Source organism: Psychroserpens citreus, from assembly GCF_055686305.1.
The window spans coordinates 68,268-88,252 of sequence record NZ_CM145999.1 but is presented as its reverse complement, the minus strand read 5'-3'; the positions used below and the strand labels follow the sequence as shown (position 1 = coordinate 88,252).

General features: G+C 33.3%; 18 protein-coding genes. 10 read left to right on the top strand and 8 right to left on the bottom strand.

Going from position 1 to position 19,985, the window contains the following annotated elements; genetic code table 11:
- Window positions 1–28: 28 nt before the first annotated feature.
- From ACTU6T_RS00460 to ACTU6T_RS00440, 5 genes are read left to right on the top strand one after another with little or no spacing between them, the layout of a single operon-like run.
- Window positions 29–1,972 (top strand): peptidylprolyl isomerase, encoded by a 1,944-nt coding sequence (locus ACTU6T_RS00460; RefSeq protein ID WP_460219296.1) that lies wholly within the window; start codon window positions 29–31, stop codon window positions 1,970–1,972.
- Between the two features lie 2 nt (window positions 1,973–1,974).
- Entirely contained in the window at window positions 1,975–2,826 is an 852-nt protein-coding gene (locus ACTU6T_RS00455) for a peptidyl-prolyl cis-trans isomerase (protein WP_460219295.1), read from the top strand.
- Complete coding sequence (locus ACTU6T_RS00450) at window positions 2,810–4,243, top strand: peptidylprolyl isomerase (RefSeq protein WP_460219294.1); 1,434 nt, start codon at window positions 2,810–2,812, stop codon at window positions 4,241–4,243. The genes ACTU6T_RS00455 and ACTU6T_RS00450 overlap by 17 nt, the downstream gene beginning before the upstream one ends.
- Before the next feature lies 1 nt (window position 4,244).
- Window positions 4,245–5,198, top strand: a complete 954-nt coding sequence (locus ACTU6T_RS00445) for an AAA family ATPase (RefSeq protein ID WP_460219293.1) — start codon at window positions 4,245–4,247, stop codon at window positions 5,196–5,198.
- Window positions 5,199–5,244: 46 nt separating this feature from the next.
- Complete coding sequence (locus ACTU6T_RS00440) at window positions 5,245–5,823, top strand: hypothetical protein (protein WP_460219292.1); 579 nt, start codon at window positions 5,245–5,247, stop codon at window positions 5,821–5,823.
- Window positions 5,824–5,877: 54 nt separating this feature from the next.
- On the opposite strand, the gene ACTU6T_RS00435 is transcribed toward ACTU6T_RS00440, so the two are convergent.
- Entirely contained in the window at window positions 5,878–6,474 is a 597-nt protein-coding gene (locus ACTU6T_RS00435) for an SCO family protein (protein WP_460219291.1), read from the bottom strand.
- Between the two features lie 4 nt (window positions 6,475–6,478).
- Window positions 6,479–7,621, bottom strand: a complete 1,143-nt coding sequence (locus tag ACTU6T_RS00430) for a hypothetical protein (RefSeq protein ID WP_460219290.1) — start codon at window positions 7,619–7,621, stop codon at window positions 6,479–6,481.
- A gap of 80 nt (window positions 7,622–7,701) precedes the next feature.
- Between ACTU6T_RS00430 and ACTU6T_RS00425 the strand changes: the two genes are divergently transcribed.
- The 5 genes from ACTU6T_RS00425 (at window position 7,702) to ACTU6T_RS00405 (ending at window position 13,734) form a co-directional block, all read left to right on the top strand.
- Complete coding sequence (locus tag ACTU6T_RS00425) at window positions 7,702–8,838, top strand: acyltransferase family protein (protein ID WP_460219289.1); 1,137 nt, start codon at window positions 7,702–7,704, stop codon at window positions 8,836–8,838.
- A gap of 188 nt (window positions 8,839–9,026) precedes the next feature.
- Window positions 9,027–11,297, top strand: coding sequence for an aconitate hydratase (locus tag ACTU6T_RS00420; protein ID WP_460219288.1), 2,271 nt, complete (start codon window positions 9,027–9,029; stop codon window positions 11,295–11,297).
- Between the two features lie 118 nt (window positions 11,298–11,415).
- A complete protein-coding gene (locus ACTU6T_RS00415; protein ID WP_460219287.1) occupies window positions 11,416–12,087 on the top strand; it encodes a Crp/Fnr family transcriptional regulator in 672 nt (223 codons plus the stop codon).
- A 92-nt stretch (window positions 12,088–12,179) separates the two neighbouring features.
- Window positions 12,180–13,049, top strand: coding sequence for an anti-sigma factor (locus ACTU6T_RS00410; protein WP_460219286.1), 870 nt, complete (start codon window positions 12,180–12,182; stop codon window positions 13,047–13,049).
- Window positions 13,050–13,065: 16 nt separating this feature from the next.
- Entirely contained in the window at window positions 13,066–13,734 is a 669-nt protein-coding gene (locus ACTU6T_RS00405; protein ID WP_460219285.1) for a TlpA family protein disulfide reductase, read from the top strand.
- Window positions 13,735–13,755: 21 nt separating this feature from the next.
- On the opposite strand, the gene ACTU6T_RS00400 is transcribed toward ACTU6T_RS00405, so the two are convergent.
- The 6 genes from ACTU6T_RS00400 to ACTU6T_RS00375 all read right to left on the bottom strand — a co-directional run bounded on the left by ACTU6T_RS00400 (window position 13,756) and on the right by ACTU6T_RS00375 (window position 19,912).
- Window positions 13,756–14,901: a lycopene cyclase family protein gene (locus tag ACTU6T_RS00400; RefSeq protein ID WP_460219284.1), complete on the bottom strand. Its 1,146-nt coding sequence runs from the start codon at window positions 14,899–14,901 to the stop codon at window positions 13,756–13,758.
- 15 nt (window positions 14,902–14,916) lie between these two features.
- A complete protein-coding gene (locus tag ACTU6T_RS00395; RefSeq protein WP_460219283.1) occupies window positions 14,917–15,366 on the bottom strand; it encodes a sterol desaturase family protein in 450 nt (149 codons plus the stop codon).
- 4 nt (window positions 15,367–15,370) lie between these two features.
- Window positions 15,371–16,210, bottom strand: a complete 840-nt coding sequence (locus tag ACTU6T_RS00390) for a phytoene/squalene synthase family protein (protein ID WP_460219282.1) — start codon at window positions 16,208–16,210, stop codon at window positions 15,371–15,373.
- A 2-nt stretch (window positions 16,211–16,212) separates the two neighbouring features.
- Complete coding sequence (locus tag ACTU6T_RS00385; protein ID WP_460219281.1) at window positions 16,213–17,679, bottom strand: phytoene desaturase family protein; 1,467 nt, start codon at window positions 17,677–17,679, stop codon at window positions 16,213–16,215.
- A 53-nt stretch (window positions 17,680–17,732) separates the two neighbouring features.
- Entirely contained in the window at window positions 17,733–18,632 is a 900-nt protein-coding gene (locus ACTU6T_RS00380; protein ID WP_460219280.1) for a MerR family transcriptional regulator, read from the bottom strand.
- Between the two features lie 197 nt (window positions 18,633–18,829).
- Window positions 18,830–19,912 carry a 2Fe-2S iron-sulfur cluster-binding protein gene (locus ACTU6T_RS00375; protein ID WP_460219279.1) on the bottom strand — a complete coding sequence of 361 codons (1,083 nt, stop codon included), beginning with the start codon at window positions 19,910–19,912 and terminating at the stop codon, window positions 18,830–18,832.
- Window positions 19,913–19,985: the final 73 nt, after the last annotated feature.

Here is a 19,985-nt window from a genome sequence, read left to right as displayed (position 1 = left end):
AAGCATTAAAATGAATATAAAAAGTTATATGAAACTATTAACAACAGCACTTTGTCTTTGTATTGCCTTAATAACTCAGGCACAAGTAAAAGATACTGATGTGCTATTTACAGTAGATGGAGAACCTGTTAAGGCTACAGAGTTTATAAGGGTATACAATAAAAACCTCGAATTGGTTAAAGACGAATCTCAAAAAGATATTGATGCTTATCTCGACCTTTTTGTGAATTATCAACTTAAAGTGAAAGAGGCACGTCGTTTAGAACTCGATAAAGATGAAAAATATTTAAGAGAGTTTAATAACTATAAAAACCAACTTACCAAAAATTATATGTCTGATAATAAAGTAACAGACGCCTTGGTAAAAGAAGCTTACGAACGTACAACAAACGATGTAAAGGCGTCGCATATATTGGTGAGAATAGATCAAACTGAAACAGATACACTTGCGGTTTATAATCAGTTATTAGGTTTGCGCGAGCGTATTTTGAATGAAGGGTTTGAGACGGTACAAAAAGAGGTTCATAATGGACAAACTATATTTGCTGAAGACTTAGGTTATTTTGGAGGCTTTAAAATGGTATATCCATTTGAAACAGCTGCCTTTAATACTCCTGTTGGAGAAGTGTCAATGCCGTTTAGAACGCGTTTTGGCTATCATGTGGTTAAAGTACAAGACAAGCGTAAAGCACTTGGCGAAGTTACAGTAGCACATATTATGGTGTCTAATAAACAAAAAGATAGTACTGTTGTACCAGAAGATCGTATCAAACAAATTTATAAAAAGATACAAGAAGGTGAAAAGTTTGAGTCTCTAGCAAAGCAATTTTCAGATGATAAAAGCTCGTCTAATAAAGGTGGTGTGTTGTCTCCGTTTAAAGGTGGACAATTAAGTTCAAAAGCATTTGAAGATGTGGCATTTTCTTTAGAACATCCAAATGATATTTCCGAGCCGTTTAAAACCGATTTTGGTTGGCACATCGTAAAATTGATTCGCAAGAAAGGTATCCAACCATTTGAAGAGGTTAAAGTAGCACTTCAAAATAAAGTAAAGCGTGATACAAGGTCTAAGTTGATTAATTCGGCTATGGTTAAAAAATTGATGACTCAATATAATGTTAAGGAAAATGCAGAAAGTTTAACATATTTTGAGAGTATTTTAAATGATGATTATTTTAACCAAGCCTGGAAGGCTCCCGAGAATTTTCAAGCAGAAAATATACTGATTACAATTGATGGTAATACAACTTATTCCAACAAAGACTTTTTAGATTACCTTATGGCTAATCAGCGTAAATATTACAGAAGAAAAGCAAGTGCTAAAGCTGTAGTTAATACTGAGTATCAAAACTTTTTAGAAACAAAAGTGTTGAAGTATCGTGAAGATAATTTGGAGTTTGAAAATGAAGATTTTGCTTTTGTATTAAAGGAATATAGAGACGGATTATTATTATTCGATCTTATGGAAAAAGAAGTTTGGAATGCAGCATCTAAAGATTCTGTTGGATTAGAAAACTACTATAACAATCATCAATCAAGCTATGTGTGGAATGATCGTATCGATGCTGTTATATTGTCATCGGCATCAAAATCGGCCATCGAAAAAGCAAAGCAAGAATTGATTAATGGCACTTCTGAAGAGAATATCCTAAAAAGCTTAAATGCAACAGATGGACTTAATGTGATTACTACTCCTGATATTTTTGAAAAAGGAGATCCTTCTTTACCTGAAGGCTTAGAATTTAAAACAGGGATTTCTAAAATATATCAGTACAATGACGCATATCACGTTATAAAAGTAAACAATGTATTACCAGCGGCTAACAAAACGCTAGACGAAGCAAGGGGTAAAGTGGTGAGTGACTATCAAAATTATATTGAAGAGAATTGGGTTAAAGATCTTAATGAACGGTTTGAGGTTAAGGTTGATAATAAGGTCTTGAAGCGCGTGAAGAAACAAATTTTAAAATAGGATTGAAAAAGCTTTCGGTAATCATATTAGGGCTGTGTTGCATGTGTTCTTGCGATGTCTTTAAAGAGACAGACGATAGAGTTCCTGTGGCTAGAGTTGGAGACGTATATTTGTACGAAGAAGACATTAAAGAACTAGTTATTGAAGGGACTCCTAAAGAAGACAGCACACAAATCGTAACGAGTTATATCAATCGTTGGGCAACGCAACAACTCTTGTTAGATGGTGCCGAACGTAATTTGCCACAAGGCAAGCAAGCCGATTTCAATAAGCTGGTTAATCAGTATAAAAATGATTTATATACCAAAGCTTACTTAGAGGCTTTAGTAAACAAAAGTATTGATACTGTTGTAAATCTCGAAGACGCTCAAAGTGTATATGAAGCCAATCAAGAAACCTTCAAGCTTAATGAAGAACTGGTTAAATTTAGATACATAACTATCCCTCAAAATGCTATAAATGAAGATGAAATTAAAGAACGTTTCAGGCGTTTCGATAATCAGGATAAGCGATATTTAGATTCAATCTCTGTACAATTTAAAACCTATTCGCTTAATGATTCTATGTGGGTTAAGGCGTCGCAAATTACAGAGAAGATTAGTGTGCTTAATTCAGAAAACAAAAAAGAACTGTTAAAAAAATCTAATTTTGTACAACTCAAAGATTCATTAGACCTATATTTGATGCAAATTAAAGACGTATTGAATCAGAATGATTTAGCGCCTTTAGAATACGTAAAACCTACGATTAAACAGATTGTAATTAATAAAAGAAAATTGGAGTTGATTAAACAACTTGAAAAAGATATTACCAAAGATGCAATTAAAAACAAACAATTTGAAATCTACAATTAAAACACTAATCGCAACTATTGTGTTGTGTGTATTTACTGTGCAAATGTCTGCTGGACAAGAGATTATCGATGATGTCGTTGATACTACAAAAAAAACAATGGATTCTACCCAAAATTCTGCTCGTAAAAAAGTAGATGGTGTTGCCGCAGTAATTGGAGATTATGTAGTCTTAGATTCTGATATTGATAAAGAATATATTCAGCTTCAAGCAAGAGGTGTATCTATTGCAAATATCACGAGATGTGAATTATTTGGGAAGCTTTTAGAAGATAAATTGTACGCACATCATGCAATTCAAGATAGTATTACTGTGAATGAGCTTGAAATTCGATCTAATATAGAACAGCAGATGAGCAGATTCTTAGAGCAAAAGGGGTCTATGCAAGAATTATTAGAATTCTATAATAAAGATAGTGAGCAAAGTTTACGAGAAGAAATGTTCGAAATCAACAAGAACGCAAAGTTGGCTTCAGATATGCAACGTAAAATTATTGAAGATGTTGAGGTTACTCCAGAAGAAGTAAGAGAGTACTTTAATAGTATTCCTAAAGATTCTTTACCTGAGTTTGGTACCGAGCTTGAAGTCGCTCAGATTGTAGTTATTCCTGAAATCACTGAAGCCTCTAAGCAAGCTGTTATTGATAGATTAAAAGAATTTAAAGCCGATGTTATCGAAAACGGAGCAAGCTTTACGACTAAAGCTGTATTTTATTCTGATGATGTTGCTGCAAAGAAGAAAGGTGGAATGTATACCTTAAATAGAAAGCGTCCGCAAATGGTTAAAGAGTTTAGAGATGTCGCTTTTTCTTTGCAAGAAGGTGAAATTTCTGAACCGTTTGAGACCGATTTTGGATACCACATTATCTTACTGGAAAAAATTAGAGGTCAGGAATATGATGTTCGTCACATTTTATTGCGTCCTGAAATTACAGAAGAATCTATTACAGCAGCGCGTGAAGAGATTACTAAAGTGAGAGAGCAAATTATTGCTGGAGATTTAACTTTTGCTGATGCAGCGAGAGAGTTTAGTGACGAAGAAGAAACAAAATTTGAAGGCGGTAAGTTAATTAACCCTTACACGCAAGATTCTAAATTGGAATTAACTAAAATGGATCCTGAGCTATATGGTCAAATTCAGGACTTAAAAGATGATGAGATTAGTTTGGTATTAGAAGATCAGGACAGAATTAATCCAATCAAATTTAAGATTCTAACAGTTACTGATAGAATTGATGAGCATAAAGCTGATTTTGCTAGAGATTATTTAAAGATCAAAAATTTAGCCTTACAAGAAAAGCAATATAAGGAAATTAAGAAATGGCAGGAGGAAAAGATTTATGATACTTATGTGAAGATTAATGATGATTACAAAGGGTGTGATTTTAAAAGTAACTGGTTAAAAACTGAAAAAGAATAATATGTCTGACGTCGCTGCAATAGAACAGTTTGTAAAAAAATATCAAGCCCTAAAAACCGAAGTTGCCAAAGTAATTGTAGGGCAAGATGATGTGGTAAATCAAATTTTGATTTCTATTTTTTCAGGCGGTCACTCTTTATTAATAGGTGTTCCAGGTTTGGCAAAAACCTTAATGGTGAATACCATTGCTCAAGCTTTAGGTTTAGATTTTAAACGTATTCAATTTACTCCAGATTTAATGCCTAGCGATATTTTAGGTAGTGAAATATTAGACGAGAATAGACAGTTTAAATTTATTAAAGGGCCAATATTTGCTAATATCATATTAGCCGATGAAATCAATCGTACACCTCCAAAAACTCAGGCTGCACTATTAGAAGCCATGCAAGAACGTGCCGTGACAGTGTCTGGACATCATTATAAGTTAAGCTTGCCATATTTTGTTTTAGCAACACAAAACCCAATTGAACAGGAAGGAACCTATCCTTTGCCTGAAGCACAATTAGACCGTTTTATGTTTGCGATAAACTTAGAATACCCAACGTTTGAAGAAGAAGTTCAAGTGGTGAAAGCAACTACTACAGATGTACAAACACAAGTTAATGCTTTATTTACTGCTCAGGAAATCATAGACTTTCAGAATGTTATTCGCCGAATTCCAGTTGCTGACAATGTGATTGAGTATGCTGTTAGTATGGTAAGTAAAACAAGACCAAAGGCGTCTACAGCTTCAGAATTGGTGGCTGAGTTTGTAGATTGGGGAGCAGGGCCTAGGGCTTCTCAAAATTTAATTCTAGCGGCAAAAACACATGCGGCAATTCATGGTAAGTTTTCGCCAGATATTGAAAACATACAAGCGGTTGCTCCTGGAATTCTTCGACATAGAATTATTAAAAATTATAAAGCCGAAGCCGAAGGGATTTCAGATAAGCAAATTATTGAAAGCTTATTCTAAAAAACTATTAGTATTTTAGTCTTCTAAATCAACAACTTAAATATTTATGAAGATTAAATTATTTGCCCTAGCGTTTATTACACTTACAATTTTATCATGCAGTAGTGATGACAATTCCTCAGACGGAGGAGGTGAAGCATCATTTACAGTTATAAGAGATGGTGTTACTTATCAAGGTGAAAATATTAATAACACGCTCATTATTACATCACAAAATAATCAAGGAGTAAGACGTATGGATTTGCGCTGTGATTTTGATGGAGGAACATTTGTTCTTTCAATTTCTAATTGGGAATTTCAGAATCCGCCAGAAGATGGTGTTGTTGAAAAGTCATATAATACGAATACTGAAATGGGACCAGATACCGATTGTGAAACCATTGATGGTATTACATTTTGCGATGAGGCCTTAGTAACATATATACTTGGTCAAGAGTATTTTGTTTCTGAATTGAATGAAGAAGGTACAGATATTGGTCATATTACCATTAGCAATAACAATTCAGGAAACTTAACAGTGTCTGGGACGTTTGATGTATTGATGAGAAACTTTAATGACCCAAATGGAGAAAATATTGAATACACAGGAAGTTTCAATAACTTAAGTTATACTGTATTTCAATAAATTGATATATAATAAATTAATGAAAGCGATTACTAGTTTTTAGTAGTCGCTTTTTTATTGACTTAATAAATGCTCAATATCTTGTTTTAAAAGCGCAACTTCTTCCACTTTCAGAATATCATAAAATCCTCGTATAAATTGCTTTTTGTCAATTAAAGCCACATAGCTTGAATGGTAGAAGTCTGTACCATCTTCATTGGGCTTAAAATTGGTCTTTAAAAGTGTAGCCATTTCCTCCAATTCTGCTTCAGAAGAAGCACGAAGTAAGTGCCATTGCGCTGAGTTAATACCATGTAGTTTTGAATAATACTGTAACTGCTCTATACTATCTCTTTTAAAATCGATAGAAATAGAATACTGTTTAAAACTATCTTCGCCTGAAAATGTCTCCATGATATCTTGCTGTTTGAGACGCATTGGCGGACAAATAGAAGGACAGGTCGTAAAGAAAAAGTTTATGGTGTGTACTTTGCCTTTGGTAGATTCGCCAGTAATGGTGTCTCCATCCTGATTGATAAATTTAAAGGTGTCAATTGTATAAGGAACTTTTTTTCCATCTAAATAATTGTAACTTAAAACAGGAAGTTCGGTATTTTGCTTTTTACAAGCAGCTACTAACAGAAATAAAAGTATGAGAGATTTAAATTTCAATACACTAGAGTTTAAGAACCTTTATCTTATCATACATTTCTGGATCATAATAAAAGATAGCCATACTTGCCATCATTTCTTGATCTTTGTCTGTAACATTATCAATATCAAGAAGCATTTCATAGATGTGGTCTTCATACATCCAAATTCCTTTTTGACTAGAAAATGAAGGTGTGTTTTTTAATCCTATTTTGTTTTTAAAATTTTCACTCTTACAATCATAAATCACTTCACCAGTAGTTTTGTCTCTCAACTGAAAACGATTTGCAAAAGGATGTAAATGCGAGGTGATTTGGTGCAAACGAATGCTGTCTTTGATTTGTAATTGTTGAGAAGCATCATAGGCATAACTATGCGTTCCGGATGAAATAATCCAATGTCCTGACAAGGCATTGCCTTGGTTGTCTAAATAGGAGTGATTTTTAGTTTCTACAGGAATACAAGCATTTGGTAGTTGCTCTGTAGGGCCTTTAAAGGGATCATTAGGATCGTATGGAAACATCATAAATACCGTTTTCGGTTGTAACGGAATTAATGGTTTCTTACTATGCTTTTGGTATTCTATTTCAATTTTATGTTTAATATTAAACGTAGAATCGGTTATGTTATGATTAAGAGCTTGTGCGTTAATAAATAAACGTTCATTGGAAAAAACAGGAAAACCAAACCCATCTGGTAATTTAAACTGTTCAACACCATTGCTAATTGATGTAATTCTTGGGTATTGAGAATTGATGCGATTAGTCATATTCCATCTGTTGTAATGCTCGGCATCGCGATACTCAAAGTTGGTGTGACATACAAAGTCATTAGACATTTTTCGTGTCTCATCAGAAGACACAGCATTGGTTTTAAAACCTGTAAGATAGAGCAGCTCCTCCTTGCTATCATCAATGACAACATATTGGTCTGATTTTGGACCTTCCATCGATTTATAAATATTGCTAATCACAAATGTTGGAGACGTAAAAACGGCTTTATCGTCGCTTAGTTCTTTTTTCCATTCAGAATCTACCAGATTTAACGTATAGTAAATTTTTGATTTTATAAGTTCTTGGTGTCGTGTTTTTAAAGACTTATAATAAATAAAGCCTCCTACGAGAACTATTACCAGAAAAATTAGTATAAATTTAAACCTCTTGTGCATAATGTATTGTGTATAATCAAATGTAATGAAACACTCAGTATAAAAAAAATGCTGATCTTAGCATCGGCTTGATATTATAAATGAAAATAGATTACAACAAACGAATTTTTGGATTAGATCTCATGCGAGCAATGGCTATACTTTTGGTAGTTGCTTCGCATGCCGTTTGGATATTTCCTCGAACAAAAAATACACTTACTGATCTCTTAAGTATTGCTGGTGTATTGGGTGTCGAAATCTTTTTTGTACTTAGTGGTTTTTTAATTGGACGACTCATTTTTCAGTTGTTTACAGCTCCAGAATTTAGCTTTAAAAAGCTAGTATATTTTTGGGTGAGACGTTGGTTTAGAACACTGCCTAATTACTATCTTATTTTAATTTTTAATATTCTATTAGCCTTATATTTAGGAATAACTTTACCCGAACAATTATGGCAATATGCTTTTTTTATGCAAAATTTTGCTTGGGAAATGCCATTATTCTTTGGAGAATCTTGGAGTTTGCCTATTGAAGAGTTTGGCTATATCATTGGCCCATTGTTGTTGTATTTAGTACTATTTTTAAAACTAAAGATTAGCAAATCTCATTTATTCTTGGGGATTACTATTTTAATCATTTTATGTTTTGGAATAACCAAGATATGGTATAACTCAAACCAGCCAGATACTAATATGATGTTCTGGAATATAAATTTGAAAGCAGTCACCTTATATAGGATAGATGCAATCTATTATGGGGTTTTAGCTGCATATATTGCGATGACTAAAATGGTGTCATGGAAACGTTATCGATATCTATGTTTGTGTATTGGAGTGGTGCTTTTTTTGGGATTAAACATCGTTGTGCCTATCCAACGTATATTTATAGAAACACATCCTTTGTTTTGGAATGTCTTGTATTTACCAGTAAATAGTATTGCTATAGCATTATTTTTACCACTATTATCTGAGATGAAATCATCGCCTAAAGCCTTTTTGATTCCAATTACAATGATCAGCTTAATATCGTATTCGATGTATTTAATTCATTATTCGGTAGTCTTGCAGTTAATGAAGCATGTATTTCCAACAGAAGAGTTGTCAACAACAGCATTAATGATCTATTTAATAGCGTATGTTGCACTTACCTTTGTCTTGTCATATCTTTTATATCGTCTTTTCGAAAGACCTATGACAAATCTTCGAGACCACAATAAAATTAAGAATCATTTTAAATAAAGCGAAATTGTTAATTTAATAAATATCATATAATTTATTTGCTAATTTTCTATTTAAAGTCAGATATTGTTATGGTTTATTGATTTATATTCAATGTTTTTAGCATTTTATTACATATTTTTTAATGTGTATTAAAATTTGTAATTTTGCAAGACTTTTAATCGATAATTAACCTTTAAATAAGATATATGGCTTTTGATATAGACATGATAAAGAAGGTTTATGCAAACATGTCGGAACGCGTTGATGCAGCTCGTGACATTGTTGGTAAACCATTGACACTTTCAGAGAAAATTTTATATTCACATCTTTGGGATGGACAACCTACCAAAGCGTTTACTCGAGGTAAAGATTATGTAGATTTTGCACCAGATAGAGTCGCATGTCAAGATGCAACAGCTCAAATGGCTTTATTACAGTTTATGCAAGCAGGGAAGCACAAAGTGGCAGTTCCTACAACGGTACATTGTGATCATTTGATTCAAGCAAAAAATGGAGCATCTACAGATTTGCAACATGCAATTAATACGAGTAATGAAGTATTTAATTTCTTAGAATCTGTATCAAATAAATATGGAATTGGTTTTTGGAAACCAGGAGCAGGAATTATTCATCAAGTAGTACTTGAAAATTATGCTTTTCCAGGGGGAATGATGATTGGAACTGATTCTCATACAGTGAATGCTGGAGGTTTAGGAATGGTAGCCATTGGTGTTGGTGGAGCTGATGCTGTGGATGTCATGGCTGGTATGGCTTGGGAGTTGAAATTTCCGAAGTTAATAGGTGTAAGATTAACAGGTAAATTATCGGGTTGGACGGCACCTAAAGACGTTATTTTAAAAGTAGCAGATATCTTAACTGTAAAAGGAGGAACAGGTGCTATTGTAGAATATTTCGGGCCAGGAGCAACAGGAATGTCGTGCACAGGAAAAGGAACCATTTGTAATATGGGAGCCGAAATAGGAGCAACCACATCTACATTTGGATATGACGAGGCTATGGAGCGTTACTTACGTGCTACTGATAGACCAGATGTAGCAGATGCTGCTAATGCTGTTAAAGAGTATCTAACAGGTGATGCAGAGGTGTACGCAAATCCTGAGCAATACTTTGATCAAGTTATTGATATCAACTTATCTGAATTAAATCCGTTATTAAATGGGCCTTTTACGCCAGATTTATCAACAGCTGTTGGGTCAACAATGACTGAAAAAGCGAAAGCTAATGATTGGCCGTTGAAAGTAGAATGGGGATTAATTGGATCATGTACCAACTCTTCTTATGAAGATTTGTCGCGTGCCTCATCTGTAGCTCAGCAAGCCTTAGATAAAGGATTAAAAACTAAAGCAGAGTTTGGTATTAATCCAGGTTCTGAAATGGTAAGATATACAACTGAAAGAGATGGTATTTTAGAAATCTTTGAAAAATTAGATGCTAAAATCTTTACTAATGCTTGTGGACCATGTATTGGTCAGTGGGCACGTTATGAAGATCCTAAGAACGCACCTAAAAACAGTATCGTACACTCGTTCAATAGAAACTTTGCAAAGCGTGCTGACGGAAACCCTAATACACATGCCTTTGTAGCTTCTCCAGAATTAACTGCTGCCATTGCTATTGCTGGTCGTTTAGATTTTAATCCAATGACAGATAAATTAATCAATGAGAATGGAGAAGAAGTGATGCTTGATGAGCCAACAGGATGGGAATTACCTCCTAAAGGGTTTGATGTTGATGATAATGGATATTTAGCACCTATGGCAGATGGTAGTGGTGTTGAAGTAAATGTGGCTTCAAATTCAGAAAGATTACAATTATTAACACCTTTTGTGCCATTAGGTGATTCTATAACAGGAGCTAAATTGTTAATTAAAGCTTTTGGAAAATGTACAACCGACCATATTTCAATGGCAGGACCTTGGTTGCGTTTCCGTGGGCATTTAGATAATATTGCCAATAACACTTTAATTGGTGCGGTGAATGCCTTTGGTAAGAAAACTAACTTTGTTAAAAACCAATTAACTGGGGAGTATGGTGGTGTTCCAGATACGGCTAGAGCTTATAAAGCTGCAGGAGTTAAATCTGTGGTGATTGGAGATCATAACTATGGAGAAGGTTCATCACGTGAGCATGCAGCGATGCAACCACGTCATTTAGGTGTTGCAGCTGTGATTGTAAAATCGTTTGCACGTATCCACGAAACAAACCTTAAAAAGCAAGGAATGTTGGGCTTAACTTTTGCAAATGAAAATGATTACGATTTAATTCAAGAGGATGATACCTTTAACTTTGTGGATTTAAATGAGTTTGCACCAGACAAGCAATTAACAATCGAAGTTGTGCATGCAGATGGAAGCACAGATACAATTAAAGTAAATCATACCTATAACCAGTCTCAAATTGATTGGTATAATGAAGGTTCTGCTTTAAACTTAATCAAGAAAGAAAACGCCGCTTAAGTCGTTTTTGAATATAAAACGAAAAGCTCTTGACATGTCAAGGGCTTTTTTTTTGCTTTGGTGTAAGTATTAAGATCTTATAACGACCACAGCTATATCTAACAAAAAAATACTCCAAATGCAGTCAATGTGGTTCTTTGACGATGTTAACCTATTCAAGGTACTTTGTCCTCATAAATTTAAGGCATACAAAAGCGACCATGATTTTGATGCCTACAAGAAAAAAGACTATATCTATTTTGAAGAAGATTCAGCTAACAAAGTGTATCTTATTGAAAAAGGAAAAGTAAAGATTGGTTATTATAATGAAAATGGAGACGAAATTGTAAAAGCAATTCTTTCTCGAGGTGAACTATTTGGTGAAAAAGCAATTCTTGGAGATAATAAGAGAGATGAGTTTGCACAATCAATTGATAACTCCACATCAATTTGTCCAATTGGAGTTACAACGATGCACGAATTAATGCGAGATAATCAAACCTTTAGTTTTAAGGTGTATAAGTTTATCGGATTTAAATTCAAAAAACTAGAGCGTCGTCTTCAATTGCTTTTATTTAAAGATACCAAAACAAGACTTGTAGAATTTTTAGATGAGCTTTGTACCGATTATGGTTATGATTGCCCTAAAACAGGAGATCATGTTATCAAACATCCTTATACACAAAAAGATATAGCATCTCTCATTGGTACTTCAAGACCTACACTCAATATTCTTCTTAATGAACTTAAAGAAGAAAACTATCTTAATTTCAACAGAAAGGAGATTAGAATCTTAAAACATTCGGCTTAAATATTTATTTTTTTCACTTGTGTTAGCTAGCTAACATTTTATGAGCATAACGAGTTATAATTTTGAAGTATGAATTTTAAAATTATAAAGTGATGATTAAAAAAATGTTTTTAGCAGTTTTGGCACTAGGTATTTTTGCCTCTTCCTGCAGTAGTGATGACGATAGTAGTGGTCCTACAAATTCTGATTTAGTACTTAATCTTAGTGGTTTAGAAGCGCTAGGAGATGATTTCGTCTATGAAGGTTGGATTATTGTTAATGGATCTCCAGTGTCTACTGGAACATTCTCAAGCGTGACATTTCCACAGACCTTCTCAATTAATACAGCACAGTTGAATAGTGCAACTGCTTTTGTGCTTTCAATTGAACCAGCTATTGATCCAGATCCAGCTCCAGCAGCAACAAAAATATTGCAAGGAGAATTTACGAATAATTCAGCAACAGTGAATACTGGTCTTATAGGTGATTTTAGTTCTGCTTCTGGAATGTTTTTTTTAAGAACACCAACGGATGAGACTGGAACAAATAACGGAAATGATGAGTATGGTGTTTGGTTTGGAACACCAGGAATGCCACCAACACCAAATTTTGATTTGCCTGTATTGCCAGAAGGTTGGGCTTATGAAGGATGGGTTGTAGGTGATTCAGGTCCTTTAACTACAGGAACTTTTACAGCATTTGATATGGCTGATGCATCAGCACCATTTAGCGAAACCTCTCAGCCAGGGCCTCCTGTACCAGGAGAAGATTTCTTTTTAAATGCTCCTACAGGTGAAACATTCCCGTTAGATGTAAGAGGACGTATGGTTGTTATTTCAGTAGAACCTGTGCCAGATAATTCACCAGCTCCTTTTACAATTAAGCCTTTAGTTGGAACAGCTGGGAGTGATACTGCTCCTGCAACACATAGTTTTGGACAGAATTTAGGGTCGTTACCTACAGGTACGGTAACAAGAAATTAATTAGTCTCGTATCATTATGATACAAACCAAACAACATTTAGAGTTTTTGTTGTTAGATTTGAAGCGCATTATCGACTACGATAGTGCGTTTCTTATTAATATGATGATGACAAAACCAAAAAGATCGAAAATCTATAACCTTATTTTTATCGCAATCATTGTATTGCTTTTAATACCGCAAACAAGAACACCTATTCAGGTTTTTGTAAATAAGGGCATCGCATTAATTGTAAAGCCTTCCGTTATTGATGTTTCAGAGCGTCAGTCTTTATTAAGCTACGATTGGAAATTGCAAGACACTAATGGAAACGATTTTGATTTTCATACTGCAGAAGGAAAAGTCATCGTCATTAATTTTTGGGCAACTTGGTGTCCACCATGTATTGCAGAAATGTCAAGTCTTGATGTATTATATAAGCGTTATAAATCTAACGATAATATTGTGTTTTTATTTGTGTCGAATGAGGACAAAGACGTGTTGAATAAATTTATGACTCGCAAGAATTACAGTTTTGAAGTATATCAATCTGTATCTGCGTATCCTTCAGAATTTAATGTAACTTCAATTCCAAGAACATTTATAATTGATACAAAAGGAGGCATCGTTATAGATAAATCTGGAGCTGCAGATTGGAATAGTGATACTGTGAAAAGAACTATTGATGAGCTATTAAAAAATAATTAATGTTGGTCACCTTGAGCACAGTTACAAGGTCTTAAAAAAAGCTTTTATAAACGACCAAGAAAACAAGGAAGACATTATTTTTAGTTCTTCTAAAAATGATGATTCTTCATCTAAAAACCGAAACATGGTTTGTGTAGAATTCTTTTTGTAAAACTGCTCAAATATCCATTCGCCTTTATGATTATCATCTTTTAAAACTTTTAAAAATACTTTATCGTAAAACTTGTATTTTCTTTTAAATAAACCGTGAGACGGCTGGCGATTCGATTTTAAATTGTCAATAATTTGTGCAACTTTCTTTTCAGTATGTTTGAATGAATACCCTGTAGATGCTTTTACCCAGCCACCACCTGTTCCAATTTTTGTTACTTTTTTTGAATTAAACTTTCCGAAGTTATAATTAGTCATCGGGATATGTCCCATTTCTGTTTCAATAATGGTATAATTATCAATCTTTAAATATGTTTTAATATAGGTCTTAATGAACGAATCATAGATGGCCTCATCAACAATGCTATTGGTGAAATACGTGAATTCTATCAAGGCTTCAGTTTCTGAGAAGGGGAGTACATAGGTGAAAGTTGTTTGCTCTCCATCTTTCATACGATAATCCATCATTGTGACCATTTTTGTGTCAAAGACTGGCGCATCTGTTCTAATTACCCAACCTTTAAAATGTTGAATTATTGAAATGTGATTATTGGATTCGGAAGAAAATGTTTCAGGAATCCTACTATCAAAGATATGAGATGCGGAATAGGATTTTTCTTTAGTAAATACTTTGATTTGATCGTCTTCAGATATTGAAGTTACTTGATCAAGAATAAAATGGATGTGATCGTGTTTAAGAAGTCTTTTTTTAGCCTCAGTATAAAAATCAATGGCACGTATGGTGTGATAGCGATAAGGCGCGAGGTTTAAATTAATAGTATTCTTAGAGGTTTTGATAGATGCTTTAGTCCAAGATTTATAAATAATATTATGCCATTTTGAATTTCCCGTTTCCCAAAAACTCCAAGTTTTATCATTAGTATTTTTTTCTGAAGGATCTATCAGTGCAATTTGTTTGTTATTAAAATGCGTGTCATCTGCTAACTTCAAAGCTAGTTGTAATCCAGCTAATCCATTTCCTATGATGATATAATCGAAATGGGGTGAGGTAGTCATAAACGTGTTGAAATACTATTTTTTAAAGTATTTGAAAGGTACAAAAAGCATTCCGAAGCATTCTCCTTTATCTTTGCCTAAATGCTTATGGTGAATTTTGTGAGCTCGACGTACACCTTTTGCATACCAATTATTGGCGTTACGAAATAATTTAAATCGTTGATGTATAAAAATATCATGAACTAAGAAGTAGGCAGCTCCATAAGCCATAATTCCTAAACCTATAGGAAGACAATACCACACATCTTCATAACTCCATAAGTAGAAGCAAGTCATGCTTATTACTGCATAGAAAATAAAAAATGCGTCATTACGTTCAAACCAACTATCGTGATCTTTGTGGTGATGGTCTTTGTGTAAACTCCATAAAAAGCCATGCATAACATATTTATGGGTAAACCACGCCATAAATTCCATAGTACAGAATACACCTAAAAATATAAGAAACCAAAAAACCGTTTGCATATGATTACATTAAATTAAGTTGATATTTTACATAACTTCTAGTAAGGAGCTCAAGCTTTTTATAATTTGGTACTCTTATTCTGGTCGATTTGATCTCTAAAGCAGGTGTTTTTTTTAGTTTTTTTAATAATTGACTATAATACCTATAAGCCATGAATACACCAAATTTGGCTTCTATAGGCAATTTCTTAATGCCTTTAAGACCTTTAGCGAAATCACTTTGAATATCGGTAATAATGGCTTGTTTGGAGGCCTCATCTAAATGATTTAAATCTGTATTTGGGAAATAAGTCCGACTTAAATCTTCAAAATCTGCTTTTAGATCTCTTAAAAAATTCACTTTTTGAAATGCCGAACCTAAACTCATTGCCGAGCCTTTTAAGGCATCGTATTTTTCTTGATTACCTTTAACAAATACCTTTAAACACATGAGTCCAACAACATCAGCAGATCCATAAATATATGCTTTGTATTCTTCATTGGTTAGGTAGTCTTGTTTATGCAAGTCTAATCGCATACTACTCATAAACGCATCAACCAAATGTTTGTCAATATTGTATTTATGGAAAGTTTCTTGAAAAGAATTTAAAATAGGATTCAAGCTAATTTTATGTTCAAGAGCCAATTCTAAATCTGTAGTGAAATTATTAAATAATAATTCCTTGTCATAATCATGAAAGGAGTCTACAATCTCATCGGCAAAGCGAACAAAGCCATAAATATTATAGATATCTTGACGAATGGCATTAGATAGCATTTTAGTAGCTAATGAAAACGATGTGCTGTAAGATGTTGTAACGGCCTTACTACATTGGTTTGAAACGGTATCAAAAATAGCTTTCATAATTAATTAGAATGGTGTTTTTTAATGAGTTCTGCCACTAATTTTCCTGAAATTAATGATGGAGGAACTCCTGGTCCTGGAACCGTTAATTGTCCTGTGAAATATAAATTAGTTACTTTTTTACTTTTCAATTTGGGCCTCAAAAATGCAGTTTGTAAGAGCGTATTGGCCATTCCGTAGGCATTACCTTTATAAGAATTGTAATCATTTATAAAATCATTGACACAAAAAGACTCTTTAAATATAATATTTTTTTTGACGCTCTGGGAGGTTAAATCTTCAAAGCGGGAGATAATTTTTTCGAAATATTCATTTCTAAGAGCTTCAGTATCTTCTAATCCTGGAGCCAAAGGAATTAAAAAAATACCAGCCTCCTGTCCTTGGGGAGCAGAATTACTATCTGTAATTGATGGGAAGCTAGCATAAAACAAAGGATGATCTGGCCATTTTGGTGTATCATAAATTGCTTTAGCATGAACATCAAAATCAACATCAAAAAATAAGGTGTGATGGTTTACATTTTTAAGCTTCTTATCAAAGCCTACATAGAATAGAAGGGATGAAGGAGCAAAGGTTTTTTTCTCCCAATAGCCTTGAGAATATTGAACATATTTTGAATCTAAAAGAGTTTCAGTATGATGATAGTCGGCTCCGCTCAATACAATGTCACTTTTATGTGTTTCACCATTGGCCACAATAGAAATAGCTTTGCCATTGTCAACAATGATTTTATCTATTGCGTGATTTGTTTTTATGTTTACGCCTAAGCTTTTTGCCAATGATTCCATAGCTAATATAACTTGGTACATACCGCCTTTTGGATGAAATGTGCCAATTCCGAAATCGGCATAATTCATAAAGCTGTAAAATGAAGGTGTATTATCGGGCTTCGCACCAAGGAAAAGAACAGGAAACTCTAGTATCATTGCTAGCCTATCATTTTTGAACTCTTTTCTAACGTCTTTTTTTATGGTACTAAAAAACTGTCCGATTTTTTTCATTGTAACTGGAGTTACTAATTCAAAAGGAGAAACGCCTGGCCTGTACACTAAATCTTTTATAGCTACTTCATAATTATTTTGGGCATTCTTAATAAATTGTAACAGTTTTGCTGAGCTTCCTTGTTCTTCCATTTCAAAAGCTTTGCATATTTTGTCAAGAGTATCTTCAATTGTAATAAAATCATCTTTCCCAAAGTAGACGCTATAGGCTGGATTTAGTTTGTCTAAAGTGTAAAAGGATTCGGGAGTTGCATTGAAGTCAGCAAAAAAGCGTTCAAATACGTCTGGCATCCAATACCACGTTGGACCAATATCGAAAGTAAATCCTTGCTTTTTAAGTTGCCTTGCTCTTCCGCCTATAGTATCATTTTTTTCAAATATGGTAACATTATGACCATCTCGAGCAAGATAACATGATGCGGCAAGTGCAGAAAACCCAGAGCCAATTATAGAAACGTCTTTATTCATTGTTTAACAAATTTAAACAAAAATTAAACAAAATTGATTTAGCTATTAAAATTTTAGAGATTTTTAACTAAGTCTTGAATACTATTGAATGTTGTTATTTGTCCTGGAAGTGTTTTAAGATCTATATGCTCAAGCATACGTCCGAGCATCCATAACTTTGTGTTTTTCTTTTGAAGTATTTTATTAGTAAAGTCTTCGATGTATTTATCAATATGATTCTTTTCAGGTTTAACTGTAAAGTAGGATACAAAAGTGATATCATCATAATAATTAAGTATATCCTTTAGGCTTGCAGTTGGAACACTTTGTCCTAAATAGATAGATTGATAGCCTTTTGCGATAATTTCATAATTAATCATCATCAAACCTAATTCATGAACTTCATTATCTGGCAAGTACAAAACAAATACCTTGTCTGATTTAATTTGATTTTGTGATTGAAGGTTTTCAGTATTGATTAAGAGTTTTTGCCGAATTAAAGTTGTTGCAAAATGCTCATGCGCCGGAGTAATAGTATCTGTTTGCCATAGCATTCCAATTTCGGTAAGTAAAGGAATAAAATCTTCATAGAAAATTGCTGTGAACGACTTTTCTTTTTCTAAAGAACTATAGGTTTCATAAAATAGTTTTTGATCAAAATTAATCATGGCGAGTTTAAATGTGCTTAAGACATGATTATTAGTTTGATCACTCAGAGCAACATCTCTAACCAATTCTGGAATTTTTGAACTTTCTATAGCAGCGAGCTTGGAAATTTTATAACCATTATTATTTAAATAACTTATGTTAAGTAATTTTTGAAGATTACTTAAGCTGTAATACCTAATATTAGTATCTGTTCGCTCTGGTTCTAGTAAGTTGTATCTTTTTTCCCAAATTCTGATTGTATGTGCCTTTATACCAGTGAGATTTTCAAGATCCTTGATACTAAATGTACTTTTAATATTGTTCATTTTTAGTTTAAGAAGGTTAAACAAAAATAAGCTTTTTTAAATACAGTTGACAATTTTATGTTTTTTTTAATACACAAATAGTGGTTTTATACCTGTTCATATTGAAAGAAATCTGTAAAAGTTCTTAGAATTTTAGTTCATTTTTAATTATACATATTACTGTAAAAATAAAACCTGATTAGATAAGTTGATCTAGTCTAATTTATATATTCAATTGTAATACTTTCTGTTAAAGGAATACTTTGACAACTCAATATTAACCCTTGATCTACTTCTTTATCTGTGAGTGCAAGGTTATTTTTCATGTGCACTTTACCAGAGGTCAACTTACAAACACATGTCGAACAAACACCACCTTCACAAGAATAAGGAGGTTCTTTTCCGGCATCGATTAGTGTTCGCAAAATAGTTTTCCCTTTAGTAATTGTTGCTTGTATAGTTTCACCATCTAGAGATGCTGTTAATTTAGCATTTTCAAAAGCTTCAGTTGTATCTGTAGAATCACCTCCTCCAAAACTTTCTATAAATATTCGTTCATCAGGGACATCAATGCTTTTTAAAGATTTTTTTGTGTTTTCTATCATGGTGCCAGGACCACAAATATAATATTCGGCATTCTGTGCATATGGTGGGTATTCATTGATAAACCATTCCACAGCTTCAGTATCTACACGTCCTTTCCTAAAATTCTTATCTTTTTTATTAGTTGACCATAAATCACTCCAACTACTTTTTGGCCTACTCAAAGTATGTACTAATATAAATCGGTCAGCATAGTCTTCTTGAAGTTGTTCTAATTCAGTATTAAACATAATAGACTCTTGGCTTCTGTTACCATAAATCATGTGCACATAACTGCGTTCTTCGGTCATAAGTACTGTACGCAAAATTGAAAGAATAGGTGTAATACCACTACCGGCAGAGAATAAAAAATACGTTTTATAATTATCTTTTTTTACATCAGCAAAAAAACGACCGTCTGGTGGCATAACCTCTACAGTATCACCAACTTTTATATTGTCATTAATGTGATTAGAGACCAAGCCATTCTTAACACGTTTTACACCAACACGTAATGGTTCTTCTAACGCAGGTGAGCTGCATAAAGAATATGAACGACGAACTTCTTCACCGTTTAAGTTAAATTTTAATGTAAGGTATTGACCTGGCTTGTAATTAAAGGTGTCATATAATTCATGAGGAACATCAAATGCTACTGATGTTGAATCGTCTGTTTCTTTATTTACTTCAAGTACTCTTAATGGGTGAAATTTACTCATCTTTTAATGATTTTATGATTAGTAAAATAAAAGTGACAAATATTATTACTGGTGAAATGTAATAACCAATGGC

Excerpts from the sequence above, each read along its gene's own strand:
- ACTU6T_RS00385 (WP_460219281.1), bottom strand. The coding sequence starts at position 17,679 with ATGAATAAAGACGTTTCTATAATTGGCTCTGGGTTTTCTGCACTTGCC.
- ACTU6T_RS00405 (WP_460219285.1), top strand. The coding sequence starts at position 13,066 with ATGATACAAACCAAACAACATTTAGAGTTTTTGTTGTTAGATTTGAAG.
- ACTU6T_RS00430 (WP_460219290.1), bottom strand. The coding sequence starts at position 7,621 with ATGCACAAGAGGTTTAAATTTATACTAATTTTTCTGGTAATAGTTCTC.
- ACTU6T_RS00415 (WP_460219287.1), top strand. The coding sequence starts at position 11,416 with ATGCAGTCAATGTGGTTCTTTGACGATGTTAACCTATTCAAGGTACTT.
- ACTU6T_RS00380 (WP_460219280.1), bottom strand. The coding sequence starts at position 18,632 with ATGAACAATATTAAAAGTACATTTAGTATCAAGGATCTTGAAAATCTC.
- ACTU6T_RS00445 (WP_460219293.1), top strand. The coding sequence starts at position 4,245 with ATGTCTGACGTCGCTGCAATAGAACAGTTTGTAAAAAAATATCAAGCC.
- ACTU6T_RS00420 (WP_460219288.1), top strand. The coding sequence starts at position 9,027 with ATGGCTTTTGATATAGACATGATAAAGAAGGTTTATGCAAACATGTCG.
- ACTU6T_RS00440 (WP_460219292.1), top strand. The coding sequence starts at position 5,245 with ATGAAGATTAAATTATTTGCCCTAGCGTTTATTACACTTACAATTTTA.
- ACTU6T_RS00425 (WP_460219289.1), top strand. The coding sequence starts at position 7,702 with ATGAAAATAGATTACAACAAACGAATTTTTGGATTAGATCTCATGCGA.
- ACTU6T_RS00410 (WP_460219286.1), top strand. The coding sequence starts at position 12,180 with ATGATTAAAAAAATGTTTTTAGCAGTTTTGGCACTAGGTATTTTTGCC.
- ACTU6T_RS00390 (WP_460219282.1), bottom strand. The coding sequence starts at position 16,210 with ATGAAAGCTATTTTTGATACCGTTTCAAACCAATGTAGTAAGGCCGTT.
- ACTU6T_RS00395 (WP_460219283.1), bottom strand. The coding sequence starts at position 15,366 with ATGCAAACGGTTTTTTGGTTTCTTATATTTTTAGGTGTATTCTGTACT.
- ACTU6T_RS00375 (WP_460219279.1), bottom strand. The coding sequence starts at position 19,912 with ATGAGTAAATTTCACCCATTAAGAGTACTTGAAGTAAATAAAGAAACA.
- ACTU6T_RS00460 (WP_460219296.1), top strand. The coding sequence starts at position 29 with ATGAAACTATTAACAACAGCACTTTGTCTTTGTATTGCCTTAATAACT.
- ACTU6T_RS00400 (WP_460219284.1), bottom strand. The coding sequence starts at position 14,901 with ATGACTACCTCACCCCATTTCGATTATATCATCATAGGAAATGGATTA.